The sequence below is a fragment of the Paenalcaligenes sp. GW821-LYS-B07-1 genome (assembly GCF_058803365.1).
Map to the genome: position 1 here is coordinate 2,383,340 of NZ_CM179516.1, position 17,020 is coordinate 2,400,359.

General features: G+C 48.9%; 18 protein-coding genes. All 18 read right to left on the minus strand.

The genetic code is table 11. The annotated features are described in order from the left end of the window. Positions 1 to 357 precede the first annotated feature (357 nt). The 18 genes from rarD to rpmF all read right to left on the minus strand — a co-directional run bounded on the left by rarD (position 358) and on the right by rpmF (position 16,959). Positions 358 to 1,263, minus strand: a complete 906-nt coding sequence (rarD, locus tag AC3QL0_RS11420) for an EamA family transporter RarD (protein ID WP_493008587.1) — start codon at positions 1,261 to 1,263, stop codon at positions 358 to 360. Beyond that, positions 1,263 to 1,880, minus strand: coding sequence for a PIN domain-containing protein (locus tag AC3QL0_RS11425; RefSeq protein WP_493008588.1), 618 nt, complete (start codon positions 1,878 to 1,880; stop codon positions 1,263 to 1,265). The genes rarD and AC3QL0_RS11425 overlap by 1 nt, the downstream gene beginning before the upstream one ends. Continuing rightward, entirely contained in the window at positions 1,877 to 2,470 is a 594-nt protein-coding gene (gene recO / locus AC3QL0_RS11430; protein WP_493008589.1) for a DNA repair protein RecO, read from the minus strand. Before recO ends, AC3QL0_RS11425 begins: the two co-directional genes overlap by 4 nt. Continuing rightward, a complete protein-coding gene (gene era / locus AC3QL0_RS11435; RefSeq protein WP_493008590.1) occupies positions 2,463 to 3,356 on the minus strand; it encodes a GTPase Era in 894 nt (297 codons plus the stop codon). Before era ends, recO begins: the two co-directional genes overlap by 8 nt. Next, entirely contained in the window at positions 3,353 to 4,111 is a 759-nt protein-coding gene (gene rnc / locus AC3QL0_RS11440) for a ribonuclease III (RefSeq protein WP_493008591.1), read from the minus strand. The genes era and rnc overlap by 4 nt, the downstream gene beginning before the upstream one ends. Continuing rightward, positions 4,111 to 4,995: a signal peptidase I gene (lepB, locus tag AC3QL0_RS11445; protein ID WP_493008592.1), complete on the minus strand. Its 885-nt coding sequence runs from the start codon at positions 4,993 to 4,995 to the stop codon at positions 4,111 to 4,113. Before lepB ends, rnc begins: the two co-directional genes overlap by 1 nt. Positions 4,996 to 5,015: 20 nt before the next feature. Beyond that, complete coding sequence (gene lepA, locus AC3QL0_RS11450; RefSeq protein ID WP_493008593.1) at positions 5,016 to 6,809, minus strand: translation elongation factor 4; 1,794 nt, start codon at positions 6,807 to 6,809, stop codon at positions 5,016 to 5,018. A gap of 134 nt (positions 6,810 to 6,943) precedes the next feature. Next, complete coding sequence (locus tag AC3QL0_RS11455) at positions 6,944 to 8,434, minus strand: Do family serine endopeptidase (RefSeq protein ID WP_493008594.1); 1,491 nt, start codon at positions 8,432 to 8,434, stop codon at positions 6,944 to 6,946. A 20-nt stretch (positions 8,435 to 8,454) separates the two neighbouring features. Beyond that, entirely contained in the window at positions 8,455 to 9,441 is a 987-nt protein-coding gene (locus AC3QL0_RS11460) for a MucB/RseB C-terminal domain-containing protein (protein WP_493008595.1), read from the minus strand. 56 nt (positions 9,442 to 9,497) lie between these two features. Next, positions 9,498 to 9,995, minus strand: coding sequence for a sigma-E factor negative regulatory protein (locus AC3QL0_RS11465; protein ID WP_493008596.1), 498 nt, complete (start codon positions 9,993 to 9,995; stop codon positions 9,498 to 9,500). Between the two features lie 12 nt (positions 9,996 to 10,007). Then, entirely contained in the window at positions 10,008 to 10,610 is a 603-nt protein-coding gene (rpoE, locus tag AC3QL0_RS11470) for an RNA polymerase sigma factor RpoE (RefSeq protein ID WP_493008597.1), read from the minus strand. A 492-nt stretch (positions 10,611 to 11,102) separates the two neighbouring features. After that, positions 11,103 to 12,335 (minus strand): beta-ketoacyl-ACP synthase II, encoded by a 1,233-nt coding sequence (gene fabF, locus AC3QL0_RS11475; protein WP_493008598.1) that lies wholly within the window; start codon positions 12,333 to 12,335, stop codon positions 11,103 to 11,105. Between the two features lie 147 nt (positions 12,336 to 12,482). Beyond that, positions 12,483 to 12,722: an acyl carrier protein gene (gene acpP, locus AC3QL0_RS11480; RefSeq protein ID WP_135861708.1), complete on the minus strand. Its 240-nt coding sequence runs from the start codon at positions 12,720 to 12,722 to the stop codon at positions 12,483 to 12,485. 187 nt (positions 12,723 to 12,909) lie between these two features. Then, positions 12,910 to 13,650: a 3-oxoacyl-ACP reductase FabG gene (fabG, locus tag AC3QL0_RS11485; protein WP_493008599.1), complete on the minus strand. Its 741-nt coding sequence runs from the start codon at positions 13,648 to 13,650 to the stop codon at positions 12,910 to 12,912. A 3-nt stretch (positions 13,651 to 13,653) separates the two neighbouring features. Further along, positions 13,654 to 14,586, minus strand: coding sequence for an ACP S-malonyltransferase (fabD, locus tag AC3QL0_RS11490; RefSeq protein ID WP_493008600.1), 933 nt, complete (start codon positions 14,584 to 14,586; stop codon positions 13,654 to 13,656). Positions 14,587 to 14,655: 69 nt separating this feature from the next. Continuing rightward, positions 14,656 to 15,630: a beta-ketoacyl-ACP synthase III gene (locus AC3QL0_RS11495; protein WP_493008601.1), complete on the minus strand. Its 975-nt coding sequence runs from the start codon at positions 15,628 to 15,630 to the stop codon at positions 14,656 to 14,658. A 21-nt stretch (positions 15,631 to 15,651) separates the two neighbouring features. Beyond that, the gene (plsX, locus tag AC3QL0_RS11500; RefSeq protein ID WP_493008602.1) at positions 15,652 to 16,734 is read right to left on the minus strand and encodes a phosphate acyltransferase PlsX; all 1,083 of its coding nucleotides are present in this window, start codon (positions 16,732 to 16,734) and stop codon (positions 15,652 to 15,654) included. Positions 16,735 to 16,776: 42 nt separating this feature from the next. Next, the gene (gene rpmF, locus AC3QL0_RS11505; RefSeq protein WP_430220464.1) at positions 16,777 to 16,959 is read right to left on the minus strand and encodes a 50S ribosomal protein L32; all 183 of its coding nucleotides are present in this window, start codon (positions 16,957 to 16,959) and stop codon (positions 16,777 to 16,779) included. Positions 16,960 to 17,020 lie beyond the last annotated feature (61 nt).

Here is a 17,020-nt window from a genome sequence, read left to right on the forward strand (position 1 = left end):
TTACCAATTTCTGAAGATGCCTACTTACCCTGTATGCTGATAATCTCGGCTCTTTCTGCCTTCATCAAACTAACTAAGCTGTATTTTCTGATGGTACAGCTGACATTACAGGCAGTCTAAAAGTTTGCTTTTCAACTGAATCAAGCCACGCCAACACCCTGCAAGAAAGGGCTGTAAACCTAGCCACATTCAAAAGAATCGGGGGACGGAGAGGAAACTTTTTTGATTTGGTGTCTCAAATCACAAAAAGTATTCCTGCAGTCCCCTGCGCATGCGATGAATACCGCATCAACCTACTGCCTGCCCTAGCCTAAGGCGACCGCCCCGGCCTGTGGCCGTGTAACTCATGCGCTGCAACTACTTCCCTGTAGCCTCTTTAGATCTCTGATCTTTACGCCACGCCAAGAAGCCCTCTACAGCCACCAATAGCACCGCCAGCCAAATAGGTATGTAGGTGTACCACTCATGACTTTGTACAGGCTCTCCTAGCAGCAAGAAAGCCACCCAGAACAGCAATACAGGTTCCACATAACCCAAGATGCCAAATAAGCCCAAGGGCAGCAGCCGACTTGCCGTTAAATAGCCCAACAATGCCAAGGCGCTAATGGCACCAAAAATGGGCACCTGCCAATACAAGCGGGCATACTCACCAAACTTCTGTGCCACGCTAATATCTTGGGTATACAGAATATAAAAGGAAGGAATCAGCAGAAAGCCGAAATCAAAGAATAGCGAGCTTAGTGATCCCACCTTCAAATAACGTCGAATCACAAAGTACGGCGGATAACCAAATGCCACCAATGCCGTTGCCCATGAAAACGAATATGTGCGCAGCAACTCGTGCAACACCCCTACAAAAGCTAACGCCACAGCAATACGCTGCAACGTACTAAGTTGCTCTTTGTAGAAGATTCGCCCCGTTAGCACCATCATCAAAGGCAATAGAAAGTAGCCCATTGAGACTTCCAATGCTTTGCCGTGCAATGGTGCCCAAACAAACACCCACATTTGCAGGCCGAACAAAATAGCGCATATTACTTGCAAGACCATATAGCGCACGTCGCTAAACATACGCCGTATCATCAGCCCTACTTCTGCCCAGCGCTTTAAACGCGTGATGAAGACAGCTAGCACAGGAAAGCCCAACAATACGCGCCAAGCAAAAATCTCTGTACCTTCAAGTGGTCGCAGCAGCGTTGCATAGTAATACAGTAGCGCAAACAAAACGGATGCGCCTACCGACAACCCTACCCCTTTTTTCATTACTCACCTATGAGAATCTGTTGCTCATAACAGCGGTTAAAGCGATATAAACGCTCACGCTTTAGTAACGCACTCACACTCAATAACGGCTTATCCGGTGCTCGCACCGCAGCCGGCATAGCCTCTAGCAAGGGCAATAGCAACTGCGCATGTTCTGCCCACAGCCCTTCTAAAAACAGATCTGGTGCCCACAACCCTAACCCTAAGCGTCGCAGCTCGGATTTATTAAAATCTTTGAGATTTTTAGTTAATACACCCACGGAGCGTCCAGCAAAACTTTCTTGTGCTGCTCTGGCTGCCGCTATGACGTGCCAGTCTTTGGGATCACTGTAGCGTAAGCCTTCTTTGAAGAGCTGTACATTACCTTGATCCGCCAACGGGAACTCTAACTGCCACGCATCCCAATCCAGTTGTAGCTGCGCCTCAGGCACTTCCCACAGCCTAGATGCATTACGTCGCCACTCGTCGGCAATGACAGGGCTCCATACAGGTTGAAACACTTGTGCTCGTGCCAACCCCAAACAAAGGTAGCGCAACACATTGGAAATCATGACACATGCATCCAACACCACCACAGGTGTTGACTCAGTGGTTGTTAATAGGTTTTCTGTAGTCATGACTGCAAATGCAGTAGATCCATCATCACCCCGCGTGTACGAAGGGGGCGTCCTAACAACTCATCTAATCGCTCACGCAGTACGGTACGTAAAAATGGCTCTTGCTCTGCATCATCAAAATCTGGGTACTGCTGATCTAAGCCGTAACCTGTTTCTTGAAGCAAGATCCATTCAAACTTTCGCAAGGCCAATGAGGCCTGTTTAGGATTTCGTACTAGCTGCGTTAATGCCTGCTCATAGGCTTCAAACAGTACATCGTGTGGGTCTTCTTTAGGTAATAAACGCAGCAACAACTCGTTCATATACCAGACCGACATCATGGCTCGCCCAGAGAGTACATGTAAACCTGCGCACTCGGCATGGGTCAGGGTTTTAACTTCATTCGCCCCAGACCAACCCACTTGCAATGGTTGAAAAACAGACAATACAGCACGTAATGCTGAATAGGGGCGCTTGGCCCCTTTGGCTACCAACGACACCGTTCCGTATCGTTGAGTAAAAACCTGTATTAATAATGAAGTTTCACGCCAGGCCATACTGTGCAGCACATACGCCCGTTCATGCTGCACACGCTGACGCTGTTTACTCATACCCCAGCTCGCGCAGCGATGCCTCCCTGTCAGACCAGCCTTTGCGTACTTTCACGTACACATTCAAAAATACAGGCTTTTCCAACATGCGCTCTATATCCTGACGTGCTTCACTAGCGATACGCTTCATGTGCTCACCACCCGCCCCCAAAAGGATGGGTTTGTGGCCTTCACGCTCTACCAGCACGCAAGCGGCAATACGCGCTCCTTTTTCGTTTTCTTCCCACTCTTCGATCATGACGGTACAGCTGTATGGCAGCTCGTCACCCACCAAACGGAAAATTTTCTCGCGCATCAACTCTGCTGCGATGAACTTCATAGAACGATCGGTAAGCGTATCCTCTTCGAACATAGGCTCACCTTCAGGCAGGTGTGCTGCTACTTCGTCTAGAAGTACATCTAACTGCAAACCTTTGGCTGCACTCAACGGAACCACTGCGGTGTAGCTAAATTTCTGGCTAACCTGTGCGATAAACGGCAGTAAGTCAGCCTTGTTTTTCAGCATATCAACTTTGTTGATGACCAAAATCACTTTGGCATTTTTAGGCAGCAAAGGGATCAACTGCTCATCGCCCGGTGTCCACTTACCAGCCTCTACTACCTGAATCACTACGTCCACATCAGCCAAGGCTTGTGTCACTACGCGGTTCATCATACGGTTCATGGCACCACCGTGGCGTGTTTGAAAGCCCGGTGTGTCCACAAACACAAACTGCGCATCATCACGTGTGAGCACGCTATGAATACGATGACGCGTGGTTTGCGCTTTACGCGAAACAATAGAAACTTTGGCGCCAACCAGAGCATTCGTTAACGTAGACTTGCCCACGTTGGGACGCCCAACTACGGCGATAAAACCGCAACGAAAGTCTTGCGTAGTGTTCATGACTGCTCCTGACTGACAGCAACCGGCAGGCTCAACTGCGGATTACGGCTGCGTTTTTGACGTCCTGCCTTGTTATCTAAGTAGGCGGACACGTGTTCTATGGCCTGCACAGCGGCGGCTTGTTCGGCAGCGCGTCTGCTGCTGCCGCTAGCCATAATCGTGATATCCAGTTTTTCTATATGGCACTGCACATCAAAAGTTTGATTGTGTGCAGCACCATGTGTAGCGACTACGGTGTATAACGGCAATGCCAATCTATGGCCTTGCAGCAGTTCTTGCAACAAGGTTTTAGGATCTTTACCCAAGGTCTTGGGGTCTATATCCACCATGATGTCTTCAAACTGCCCTGTAATCACTTTAGCAGCTTGATCAAAACCACCATCCAGATAGACGGCACCAAAAATTGCTTCTAATGCGTCGGACAAAATAGAAGGACGTCTGAAACCACCGCTTTTCAGCTCCCCTTCTCCTAAGCGCAAGTATTCGGACAACTCAAGCTTTTGAGCAATGTCAGCCAACGTAGATTGTTTCACCAAGTTGGCGCGCAATCGGGATAGGTCGCCTTCATCAATTTTCTGAAAACGTTTGAACAGCAGCGATGCCACCACAAAGTTCAGCACCGAGTCGCCTAGAAACTCTAGGCGCTCGTTATGCTTCGCACTATGGCTACGATGCGTCAGAGCCTGTTCAAGCAGCGCTTGATCAGAGAACTGATAGTTAATCCGCTGTTCTAGCTTTTGCAAGCGTGCTGCCATTATTGAAATCTTCCTATACGGCCAAACTCACCGAAGTTCATCCAGATCAGGAAGGCTCGGCCCACAATGTTTTCGTCTGGCACAAAACCCCAATAGCGACTGTCTTGGCTGTTATCGCGGTTGTCACCCATCACGAAGTAATTACCTTCGGGTACGGTACAACGCAGACCAGCTGGGAAGTACTCACAACGATCGCGATAAGGAAAGTCAACGATAGGTCGGTAATACTGAGGTGCACGTTTGTCTAACAAAATATCGTGCTTTACCTTACCCAATTGTTCTACGTATTTACCGGTATAGCGGCTGTGATCTGGTTCAAAATAATCACCATCCCGTACTTCACTGACTTTATTGCCATTGATGTACAACGACTTATCGCGATACTCCACTACATCACCGGGCAAGCCAACTACACGCTTGATGTAATCGGTCTCTGGCTCTACAGGGTAACGGAATACCAATACATCACCACGCTCCGGGGAACCGGTATCGATAATTTTTGTATTTAGTACGGGCAATCTAATACCGTACTCGTATTTATTCACCAGAATAAAGTCGCCATTTTGCAAAGTGGGCAACATAGAGCCTGATGGTATACGGAAAGGTTCAAAAATGAACGATCGCAAAATAAATACAAACAAGATGACGGGGAAAAAGCTCACACCATACTCTACCCACCATGGCATTTTCATGGCTTTGGCATAAGCATCTTTACGCAGCTTTTCGATTTCTGCTGCATCCACGCCTGGCAAATCAGGAATGGACGACATGGCCTCGCGTGCGCGCTGACGGCGTTTTGCAGACAAGGAAAACTTGTTCCATGCCCACACCACACCGGTCAGCAATAACAAAATGAATAAAATCAGGGAAAAATCCCAGCGCATGGTTAGTAATCCTTTGTCTGTTACTTTTCGTCAACTTGCAGAATTGCCAAGAACGCCTCTTGAGGAATCTCTACGTTCCCCACTTGCTTCATGCGTTTTTTACCTGCTTTCTGTTTTTCTAGCAGTTTTTTCTTACGGGAAATATCACCACCGTAACACTTAGCCAACACGTTTTTACGCAAGGCTTTCACGTTTTCACGGGAAATAATTTCCGCACCAATCGCTGCTTGAATCGCAATATCAAACATCTGACGTGGAATCAGGCTACGCATCTTAGAGACTACTTCACGGCCACGGAAACGCGCATTCGCACGGTGCACAATGACCGACAACGCATCGACTCTGTCGCCGTTAATCAGTACGTCTACTTTCACCACATCAGCCGAACGGTACTCGATGAACTCGTAGTCCATGGAAGCATAACCACGCGAGACTGATTTCAACCTGTCGAAGAAATCCAGAACGATTTCCGCCAAGGGCATTTCGTAAACCAAGCTTACTTGGCGCCCTAAATACGTCATGTTCTTCTGTACACCACGCTTGTTGTTACAGAGCGTCATTACAGGACCTACGTAGTCTTGTGGCATCAACAGTGACACCTCAACGATAGGCTCACGTATTTCAGCAATATGCCCCACTTCTGGCATGCGTGATGGGCTTTCAATCATCAAGACTTCGCCATCGTTACGCTGAACTTCGTACACAACCGATGGAGCGGTTGTAATGATGTCCATATCGAACTCGCGCTCTAAGCGCTCTTGCACAATTTCCATATGCAACAGCCCCAAGAAACCGCATCGGAAACCAAAGCCCAACGCTTGGGAAACTTCGGGTTCAAACATCAACGAAGCATCGTTTAACTTCAGTTTTTCCAACGAATCACGTAGCTGATCGTATTCACTGCTTTCCACAGGGTACAAACCAGCGAATACCTGAGGTTTCACTTCTACAAAGCCAGGCAATGGGGCACTTGCAGGTTTACCTGCATGCGTCACCGTATCACCAACTTTGGCATGCTCTAACTCTTTCATGCCCGTGATAATGAAACCTACCTCACCCGCTGACAATACGTCACGTGGTGTAGATTTGGGTGTAAACACACCGATCTGATCTGCATGATGAGTCGCAGCGGTAGACATCAACAGTACTTTGTCCTTTTGTCTGAGCGTGCCGTTCACAATACGGACCAGCATCACTACGCCAACGTAGTTATCAAACCAGGAGTCAATAATCAATGCCTGCAATGGTGCTTCAGGATCACCTGTAGGTGCCGGAATCTTGTGTACCACTGCTTCTAAAATATCCTCTATGCCCATGCCTGTTTTAGCACTGGCAGGAATAGCCTCGGAAGCGTCAATACCGATGACGTCTTCTACTTCTTGACGGGCTGCTTCCGGATCTGCAGAGGGCAAATCCATTTTATTCAGCACTGGAATAACTTCCAAATCTTGCTCAAGAGCGGTATAGCAAGTTGCTACCGTTTGCGCTTCTACACCTTGTGATGCATCAACGACTAGTAGCGCGCCTTCACACGCGGATAACGATCGGGAAACTTCATAGGAGAAGTCAACGTGCCCGGGGGTATCAATCAGGTTCAGATTGTAGACCTTGCCGTCTCTAGCTTTGTAGTGCAAGGCAGCCGTCTGGGCTTTGATCGTAATCCCCCGCTCACGTTCAATATCCATGGAGTCCAAAACCTGTGTGGACATTTCACGATCTTCCAGGCCACCACAACGTTGGATCAGTCTGTCTGCCAACGTGGATTTACCATGATCAATGTGAGCAATAATGGAGAAGTTGCGAATATGGTCCATAGGCCCAAAAACAAAAAAACAGCGGTTAAAGAAATGCTGCCTGAAACACTAAATGACTTTGTGTCACGGCAAAAAAGGGGGGCGCTCAGGGCGCCCCCATCTGCATAACAGTTATTTTACCTTTTTACGGCACATTATTCTTCTGGCGTGATTAATACCCATTGTGAGTTGCTGTCGCGCACCACCAACACTGCGGCAGCCTTGCCTTTAGCAAGTGCTTTTACCACTTTGTTGTACTGCGAAGGGCTATCAATATCTTGGTCGTTGATGCGAACAATCACATCACCTTCCATGATACCTGTTTCAGCCGCAGCACCCGATGCTTCGGACACAACCACTCCTGCTTCCAGACCCTGCTGCTCTGCTTCAGCTTTGCTCATTGCTTTCACGCTTAAGCCTAAGCTGTCTACATTGCTAGGAGTTGGTGTACTGCTATCATTCGTTGCTGGCGTACCAGGGATTTCTTCCACTGTAGCTTTCACCGTCATGGATTTACCTTTGCGCCATACTTCCACAGGTACTTCAGTACCTGGTTTTACAGCGCCCACAATACGCGGCAAGTCACTCATCTGTTCAACGCGTCTGTCACCAAACTTCAGAATCACGTCACCAGAACGAATACCTGCTTTTGCTGCTGGACCATCAGGCTCTACTGCACTAACCAGTGCACCTTTACCGTCTTCTAAGCCCAAAGCTTTAGCAACACCTTCATCGACTTGAGTGATTTGTACACCAATGCGACCGCGAGTGACTTTACCGTGCTCTTTAAGTTGAGCAACAACCTGCATCACTTCGTCAATAGGAATGGCTAAGGAAATACCCATGAAGCCACCACTACGGGAAACGATCTGGGAGTTTATCCCCACCACTTCACCATGCAGGTTCAGCAAAGGACCACCAGAGTTCCCAGGGTTCACAGCGACGTCTGTTTGAATGAAAGGCAGGTAATCACCCGTATCACGGTTAATTGCACTGACCACACCCACTGTCACGGTAGAGTCCAAACCAAATGGTGAACCAATCGCTACCACCCATTCACCTTTTTTCAAGGCACCAGGATCACCAATCACCAATGGTGGCAAAGACTTCGCTTCAATTTTGATCAACGCTACATCTGTACGCTCATCGCGACCAACTATAGTGGCTTTGTACTCTTTGCCATCAGTCATGGTCACAAAAATATCGTTAGCATCCGCAACCACGTGGTTGTTCGTCAGAATATAGCCATCATCCGAGATGATGAAACCTGACCCTACACCGCGAGGTACAACACGCTCACGCTGCTGCGGCACCGCCTGTCTAGGGCCTCCACGCTGCTGCGGAGGAGCCATTCCGGGAGGCGCCATATCAGGACCAAAGAACCAACGGAACAAATCGTAAGGATCACCTTCGCCACCTGCACCTTGGTACACGGGCACCACTTCTGTAGTACGAATATTGACCACAGACTTCTCTGTTTTTTCTACGATACTGGAGAAATCAGGCAGACTGATTGTGGGAACGGGACGCGACTCTTCAGCTTGCGCAAAAGCCTGCGGCGTCACCATTGCCACTGCCAGCCCAGTTGCTACAGCAGCCAAAGGAGCGGCCAATTTTTGGTATCCAGAACGAATGACTTGCATCATTAACTCCTATTGCATGAGCGTCAATTTTTTTTGTTAAATGGCACATATTCCACGTTTGCTGCCAAATCGCGCAATGTACTCAACGGGACTTCGCCCGTAGCAGTGACCCAATACTCTGCCACTTGCGTACGGTATAAGTTCATACTGCCATGGCTAGACCCATGATCTTCTTTCATGTATGAACCGTGGTTAGTCACTGGCTCAATAAACACTGAAATAGCAGCCAGTCCATCAGACATCACCAATTGCACTACTTTTCTGGTGGCCCTCATGGAACGTACCACTTGTGTCACTGGTTCAAAACCATTGGGATAAGGAATAGCCCATCCCTCGGACGCCAAATCAATGTTTTCCATATAGGCATTCAGGGTGCGCCAGCCATCGGTATTGAAAGCCGACTCTAAACCCGACATAGGCATACGACTGCCATAAGCAATATTGGCAAAAGCAATCTGATTGATCACATCACCGTTGGCATTCAACGTTTCAGCCTGTAGCAACAACGAGTTGGCTACATCTGCGCAAAAGCGATAGCCATAGCGCAATGCATCTTTAGGCTGCAACTCATACACACGACACTCACGGCCTGCGATGCGCTGCACTTCATCAATAACGCTTGCTGAATAGTATGTAGGTAGGTTTTCCACGCCACCCAATAAGATGGCAGGGAAACGATCTGGTCTACGCTTTTCCACAACGATCAATTTGCGCTCAGGTATAAGGCACAACACTTCATCGTTATGACGTAGATACTCACGCGGCGTACCATCTAACAACTCTAAACGCTCCCGCTCGCCAGTGCCATCTACCATATGCACTACATTGATAGCTTGCGTAGAACCATCTTGGGTGTAGGTAACAACACCAGCGTAATCCAGATTACGAGCAGCCTGCTGAATATCTTGCAAAAAGAGGAAACTCTCTGGCGTAGATACACCCGGCTCTAGTGCCGCGTGCGCTGCCTGCGGCAAAAATGAAAGGCCCAACACAGCAGAATAGAGCAACATGCCCATACCACGCGCTGTACGTCCTGATCTGGCAGAAAAAACCCAGCCCCTCATCATTACTGCAATGCTCCTTGATCATAGGACACCTGACGTACAGGCCCCAAACCAGACATATCGCGGTGAGCGTCCATGTAATCCCACCATACATCATCTGCGGCAATAGCCAACACTGGTTCAGATGGAGTGTCACTCAGCATACTGGTTGGTGTAGCCACCCATGCAACGGCCGCTACTGCAGCGGCAGCCGCCAAGCTAGATAGCCCCACACTGACCGACTTTCTAAAGCGTTTGTGCTGTGGAGCAAACACTATTGGCTCTTCATCAATAGCCTTAGAGAGTCGTGCATAAAATTTATCTGAAGGGGTAAGCGCTAGTTCTTCGCTGCGTAACACATCACCAATCAAGTGATAGGTATCCCAGATTTGTCGCCCGTACGGCGTATCTAGTTCATCAGCGCGAACTTCCCCATCGCCATCCACCCAAGCAGAAACCGTGGCTTCCCAACTAGCCGCTTCAGCTTCCTTTGTAATGATCAACTGTGAATTCTTCACCATGACGTATTCCTTCTACCAACCTCGATCTGTACTACCCGCTTCCCGCACTGGGCGCAATTCATTGGCAATTGCTTCCCTTGCACGGAAGATCCGTGAACGCACCGTACCAATAGGACAGCTCATGGTTTGAGCAATATCCTCGTAGCTCATGCCTTCTATCTCACGCAGAACAATGGCCGTACGCAACTCTTCAGGTAAGGCTGAAATTGCTGCATTAACCGTCTCTACAACCTGCTTGCTCACCATTTCAGACTCAGGGGTGCTGATGTCTGTTAGGTTATCAATTTGGTCAAAAGTTTCACCTTCGTCGTTTTCTGCTGGATTAATTAACAAAGGTCTACGATTTGCCGACGCTTGCCAGTTGCGTGCCGTATTAATAGCAATACGATATAGCCATGTATAAAACGCACTTTCGCCACGAAACTGGGCGAGTGCTCTGTAGGCTTTGATAAATGTTTCCTGCGTTACATCCTCGACCTCAGCCGGGTCACGCACCATCCGTGACAACAAACGCATGATGCGACGCTGATACTTCAGCACCAACAAATCAAACGCACGTTTATCGCCTTGTTGTACCCGCTTAACTAGATCAGCATCGACATCACGTTCGCTCATGTCGCATCCTTTGATGTGGCTATGTGTCCAAGCATCAAATCTCGGTTCAACTTTTTATTTAAAGCGCGCCATAACTCAGGACTACAGGTAGAACGCCAAACACTGAAACAGCCACGTTCGGGCTTTGCATCGTACTTACTCAGAGAAAAACTCAATACTATCCACCACGGTGTTCGCCATATTTTCTGCAGGGAACCTATACAGTCTTCCGTATGGTGTTGTCGCTGCAGCTGCAATTGCCACTGCGTACCCTGCCACCCCATCTCTACTATATGGGCATCATTTTCACGCAAACAATAGCCATATACCATAGCAGCAGCCAAAAACGCTGCCACTAGGGCATACTCTACCGCAGCAACCTGACACACAACAGTGAATACACAATAGGACACAAAAACAGGCAATAAAAAACCCGAGCACCACACCCAGACCGGAGTCTGGGATGCAATAGCTCGGGTTTTAGAAATAACCGACGTTGCCCGTGGCACGGTGTTAGGCGAGACGCTTCACAATCATCGAACCGTTGGTTCCACCGAAACCGAAAGAGTTCGACAACGCAACATCAATCTTCATCTCACGCGCTACATTCGCGCAGTAATCCAGATCACAAGCAGGATCTTGATTAAAGATATTGATAGTAGGCGGAGAAATTTGGTTGTACACGGCCAAAGTTGTGAACACCGCCTCAATACCACCCGCAGCACCTAATAGGTGACCGGTCATGGATTTAGTAGAATTCACCACTAGTTTCTTAGCGTGATCACCAAAAGCCAGCTTGATCGCATCGCTTTCGTTGAGATCACCCAGAGGTGTGGACGTACCGTGAGCATTCACATAATCCACAGCAGACGCATCTAAGCCAGCATTACGCAACGCATTTTGCATACCGCGTTTAGGACCGTCTTTGTCTGGAGTAGTGATATGGTGAGCATCAGAGCTCATACCGTAACCCACAAACTCACCATAAATGCGAGCACCACGACGACGTGCATGCTCGTACTCTTCAAGCACTAACACACCAGCACCCTCACCCAGCACAAAACCATCACGATCACGATCCCATGGGCGAGAAGCCGTTGTAGGATCATCGTTGCGTGTGGACAGTGCACGCATGGCAGCAAAGCCGCCAATACCCAGTGGGGACACTGTGGACTCAGCACCACCAGCCACCATCACATCAGCATCACCGTACTCGATTAAACGAGCGGCATCACCAATGGAGTGCAAGCCTGTTGTACATGCAGACACTACCGCATAGCTTGGGCCTTTAGCACCCAAGATAATAGATAGCTGACCTGAAATCAGGTTAATCAAAGAACCTGGCACAAAGAACGGCGAAATACGTCGTGCACCACGTTCTAAATAATCTTTTTGTGTATCTTCAATGCGGGGCAAGCCACCGATACCGGAGCTCACGATAATACCGATACGTTCGGCGTTTTCCTCGCTAAGCTCTAACCCGGAGTCTTTCCATGCCTGCATACCTGCTGCCACACCATAATGGATAAAGGTATCCATTTGCTTGGCTTCTTTAGCAGTCATGTATTCGGTAACGTCAAAATTCTTAACTTCACCTGCAATCTGAGCATTGATTTCGGATGCATCAAAACGGCTAATGCGCCCAATACCGGAACGACCGTTAGTGATGTTATCCCATGCAGTAGCAATATCGTTGCCGACCGGGGAGATAATGCCCAGTCCAGTAATCACGACACGTCGCTTCACGGATGACTCCTAAAAACAAAAAAAGCGGTCTGGCCAGAACATCATTGATGTTCTGAGCTGGTTACCAGTACAGAACTGCTCAGCGATGTCCGCCAAAAACCGCCTAAGCGGGGCAAGCAGCTACCTGCCCACACCCTTGATTGTAAATTACTGCTTGCTGTTAGCGTTGATGTAGTCAACAGCTTGCTGAACCGTCGTGATTTTCTCAGCTTCTTCGTCTGGGATTTCGGTTTCGAATTCATCTTCGAGCGCCATCACGAGCTCGACCATGTCGAGCGAGTCGGCACCGAGGTCGTCAAGAAAAGAAGATTCGTTCTTGATCTCGGCTTCGTTAACGCCAAGTTGTTCAGCGACTATCTTCTTGACGCGCTGTTCGATGCTTTCCATGCGGATTCTCCAATTTGGGGATTGCTACCCACGAATTATAGTCAAACACTATGTAAATGTGGGTGTAGGCTATGATAAAAAAATGGCAGCACTAGTAGTGAATAATCAAAATACTGCTTCGATATCTACTAGCACGCCCCTTACAAATCAAATAATTTTACCTTAGAACTGAGAACTTCCAAGCTCTTTACATGTACATTCCGCCATTTACATGGATTGTAGTCCCTGTAATGTAGGCTGCATGCGGGCTAGCAAGGAAGCTCACAGCGTGGGCAATATCTTCTGGAGCACCTAAACGGCCCAGAGGAATTTGGCTACGTAGTGCATCAGTTTGTGTTTCACTCAGCACTTTAGTCATATCGGTCTCAATGAAACCTGGCGCTACGCAATTCACCGTAATATTACGACTGCCAAGCTCCCTTGCCAAGGCTCGGGACATTCCTGCCACACCTGCTTTAGCTGCAGCATAATTTGCTTGACCTGCGTTGCCAGAGTAACCCACCACCGATGTGATATTGATGATGCGACCCCAACGTGCTTTAACCATAGGTTTGATTACCGCACGACTCAAACGGAAGACCGCTTTCAGGTTGGTGTCCATCACTACATCGTAATCTTCATCTTTCATGCGCATGGTGAGGTTATCACGCGTAATACCGGCGTTATTCACCAGAATATGCGGGCCGCCATACTGCTCAGTCAGCTCTGCAATCAAAGCCTCGCAAGCTTGAGCATCATTCACATCCAACACCACGCCACGACCACCGCCAGCAGCTAGGTTATCGCTAATCGTTTTAGCACCAGCCTCGGATGTAGCTGTACCAATAACAATAGCGCCTTGCGCTTGCAGTTGCTCGGCAATCGCTTTACCCAAGCCACGGGTTGCCCCAGTGACCAGTGCTACTTTGGATTCTAACAATGCACTCATGATTTATCCTTTTAATGTCGCAATAGCCTGAGCCAGCGAATCGGGGTCGTTCACAGACAGCACTTCCAAGTCACGATCAATACGTTTAATCAGACCAGCCAGCACTTTACCTGGACCGCATTCCACCACATGGGTAATACCCATGGCTTTCATTTTCTGAATAGTTTCTACCCAACGTACAGCGTGCCATGCTTGGCGCACCAACGCAGAACGAATAGCCACAACATCTGCCGGCTCTTCTACATCTACGTTGTTAATCACAGGCACAGAAGGCGCTTGCATGACCACATCAGCCAGAGCACCTTCCAATACGTTTGCTGCAGGCTCTAGCAAGCTAGAGTGGAAAGGAGCGGAAACAGGCAGCAGCAGCGCACGTTTAGCGCCTTTTGCTTTAGCCAACTCACACGCACGCTCCACTGCCGCTTTATGACCAGCGATCACAACTTGTGCAGGAGCATTGAAGTTAACGGCCTCTACCACTTCAGACTGAGCCGCTTCAGCACATACCTCACGTACCGTATCGTCATCCAAGCCCAAAATAGCAGCCATCGCACCCACACCTACGGGCACAGCATCTTGCATGGCGTTAGCACGCACACGCACCAGACGCACAGCATCGGCCAAGCTGAACACGCCAGCTGCTGCCAATGCAGAATATTCTCCCAAACTGTGGCCAGCCATTACTGCTGGCACTGGACCACCCTCTTCTACCCACGCTCTGTACATCGCCAAGGAGGCGCTTAACATGGCAGGTTGAGTATTGGTAGTCAGGTTTAAATCTTCTGCAGGACCTTCTGCGATCAAGGCACTCAATGACTGCCCTAGCGCCAGATCCGCTTCTGCCATAACCGCTTGCACGGCAGCGTTATCACGCCACGCGTCTAGCATGCCCACAGTTTGCGAACCTTGTCCGGGAAAAACCAAAGCAAATTTCATAGTTGTTTGTCGTAGAGAGTAGTTATTCACTGCGCATACAGCACGCCGTACGCGCATCTTATTATAGGTTTACATGCGCACCAGCACAGAACCCCACGTAAAACCACCGCCCACGCCTTGTAGCAAGGCCAGTTTACCCGGCACTAGACGGCCATCTTTACGAGCCACGTCTAACGCCAACGGTACACTGGCAGCAGAGGTATTCGCATGCTTGTCCAGTGTCACAACTATTTTATCGTCCGACACACCCAACTTGCGACCTAAGAAGCTCAGGATACGCAGGTTTGCTTGGTGAGGGATCATGTAATCAATTTCTTCTAGCGTCACACCCGCTTCTTCGCACACTTGATGTGCAGATTGGGTTAACGCGTTCACGGCAAATTTAAATACTGCTTGCCCATCCATGCGCAAGAAAGGATCGCCCACAACTTCACCGTAGGAGACATTACCCGCTGCGCTCAAAATAGGCATTTTGGTACCATCGGCATGCAGTTTAGCCGCCAAGATACCGGGTTCTTCACTAGCGCTTAGTACAACTGCACCCGCACCATCACCGAACAACACGCAGGTACTGCGGTCATTCCAATCGAGGATACTAGAGAATGTTTCTGCGCCAATCACCAATACGTTTTTAGCCCTACCTGCTTTGATATAAACCTCGGCAGTAGTCAACGCATAAATAAAACCACTACATACAGCTTGCACATCAAAGGCAGCTGCATTTACGGCTTCAATATTGGCTTGCACCAGACAAGCGGTGCTCGGAAATACAAAATCAGGTGTAGAAGTGGCCAACACGATTAGATCGATGTCTGCAGCTTGAACCCCAGCATCTTCTAAAGCAGCCTTAGCTGCTAATGTTGCCAACTCGCTGGTTTTTACGCCCCGTTCCGCCAAGTGACGCTGCTGTATACCAGTGCGCTCACGTATCCACTGATCGGATGTTTCCACGCCGCGGGTAGCCAGATCGGCCGCCAAATCATCGTTGGAAACCACCTTGGGAGGCAGATAGCTACCTGACCCAATTATTTTGGCATAGGGCATATACATAAATTCCTGAATACGTTACTGAGGACTTACCGTAGATGAGTGTACCTCAAGAACAGGCTCATCCATCTTGTCTTCATTTGAACACTGTAGACGTGCAATTGCTGCAGTCGTCCCTTCCAATAAACCGTTTTTCACGGCTTGGCGTGCTCTTTCTAACGCATAGCCATAGGCATAAGCATCTGCCGAGCCATGGCTTTTAATAACAATACCGCGCAAACCCAGCAAGGCCGCGCCATTGTATTGCCGGTTATCAACTCGTTTACCCAAACGTTTCAATACCGGTTTGGCAACTAGACCTGCAGTCATGCTCAGTGCATCACGCGTAAATTCTTCACGCAGCATACTGGCTACCATTTTAGCCAGCCCTTCCATGGACTTCAGAACCACATTCCCAACAAAACCATCACAGACCACGATATCCACACTACCTTTACAGATATCGTCACCTTCCACGTTACCTTGGAAGTTCAGTCCGCTATGGCGTAGCAACTCTGCCGCTTGTTTCACGACATCATTGCCTTTAATTACTTCTTCACCAATATTTAGCAGCCCCACGGTAGGACGCTCGCGCCCCTCTACAGCGGCTACCAATGCTGTACCCATGATTGCAAACTGCAATAAGTGCTCTGCACTACAGTCTACGTTAGCACCCAAATCCAATACAGTGGTTGCCCCACCTTTGGAGTTTGGAATAGGCGCCGCGATAGCAGGCCTATCAATGCCTTCTAGGGTTTTCAGCACATATCGGCTGATTGCCATCCACGCACCCGTATTCCCTGCAGAGATGCAGGCACCAGCCAAACCGTCTTTAACGGCCTGAGCAGCTACGCGCATGGAGGAATCTTTTTTACGACGCAAGGCCACCTCGACAGAGTCGTCCATAGTGACGACTTCTGAAGCAGGCAGGATTTGATACCAGTCATCTGACCGGTTACCTTCAGCGGCAAGCTGAGCTTTGATAGCGTCAGCATCACCCACTAGTAGGCATAGAGTATCCGAGTGCCGTTGCGAAAACTGCATGGCAGCAGGAATAGTTACAGGTAAACCTGTATCCCCGCCCATGCAGTCAATGGCGATACGTATTGTTTTTTGTGACATCAAGCGCGCAAACTAGGTGATTGCGAAGCACTCAACAACGCATTAATCGTCGTTTTTAGTATTCAGAACTTTACGGCCACGGTATACGCCGTTAGGGCTGATGTGGTGACGCAAGTGCATTTCACCTGTAGTTGGCTCGATAGCCGTTGCTGGCCCAGCCAACGAATCGTGTGAACGACGCATGCCACGACGTGAAGGGCTCTTTTTGTTTTGCTGAACAGCCATGATGACTCCTGTATACAGGGCAAACCATAAAAAGGCGGCCTACCCTACAAAAAAAATAAAT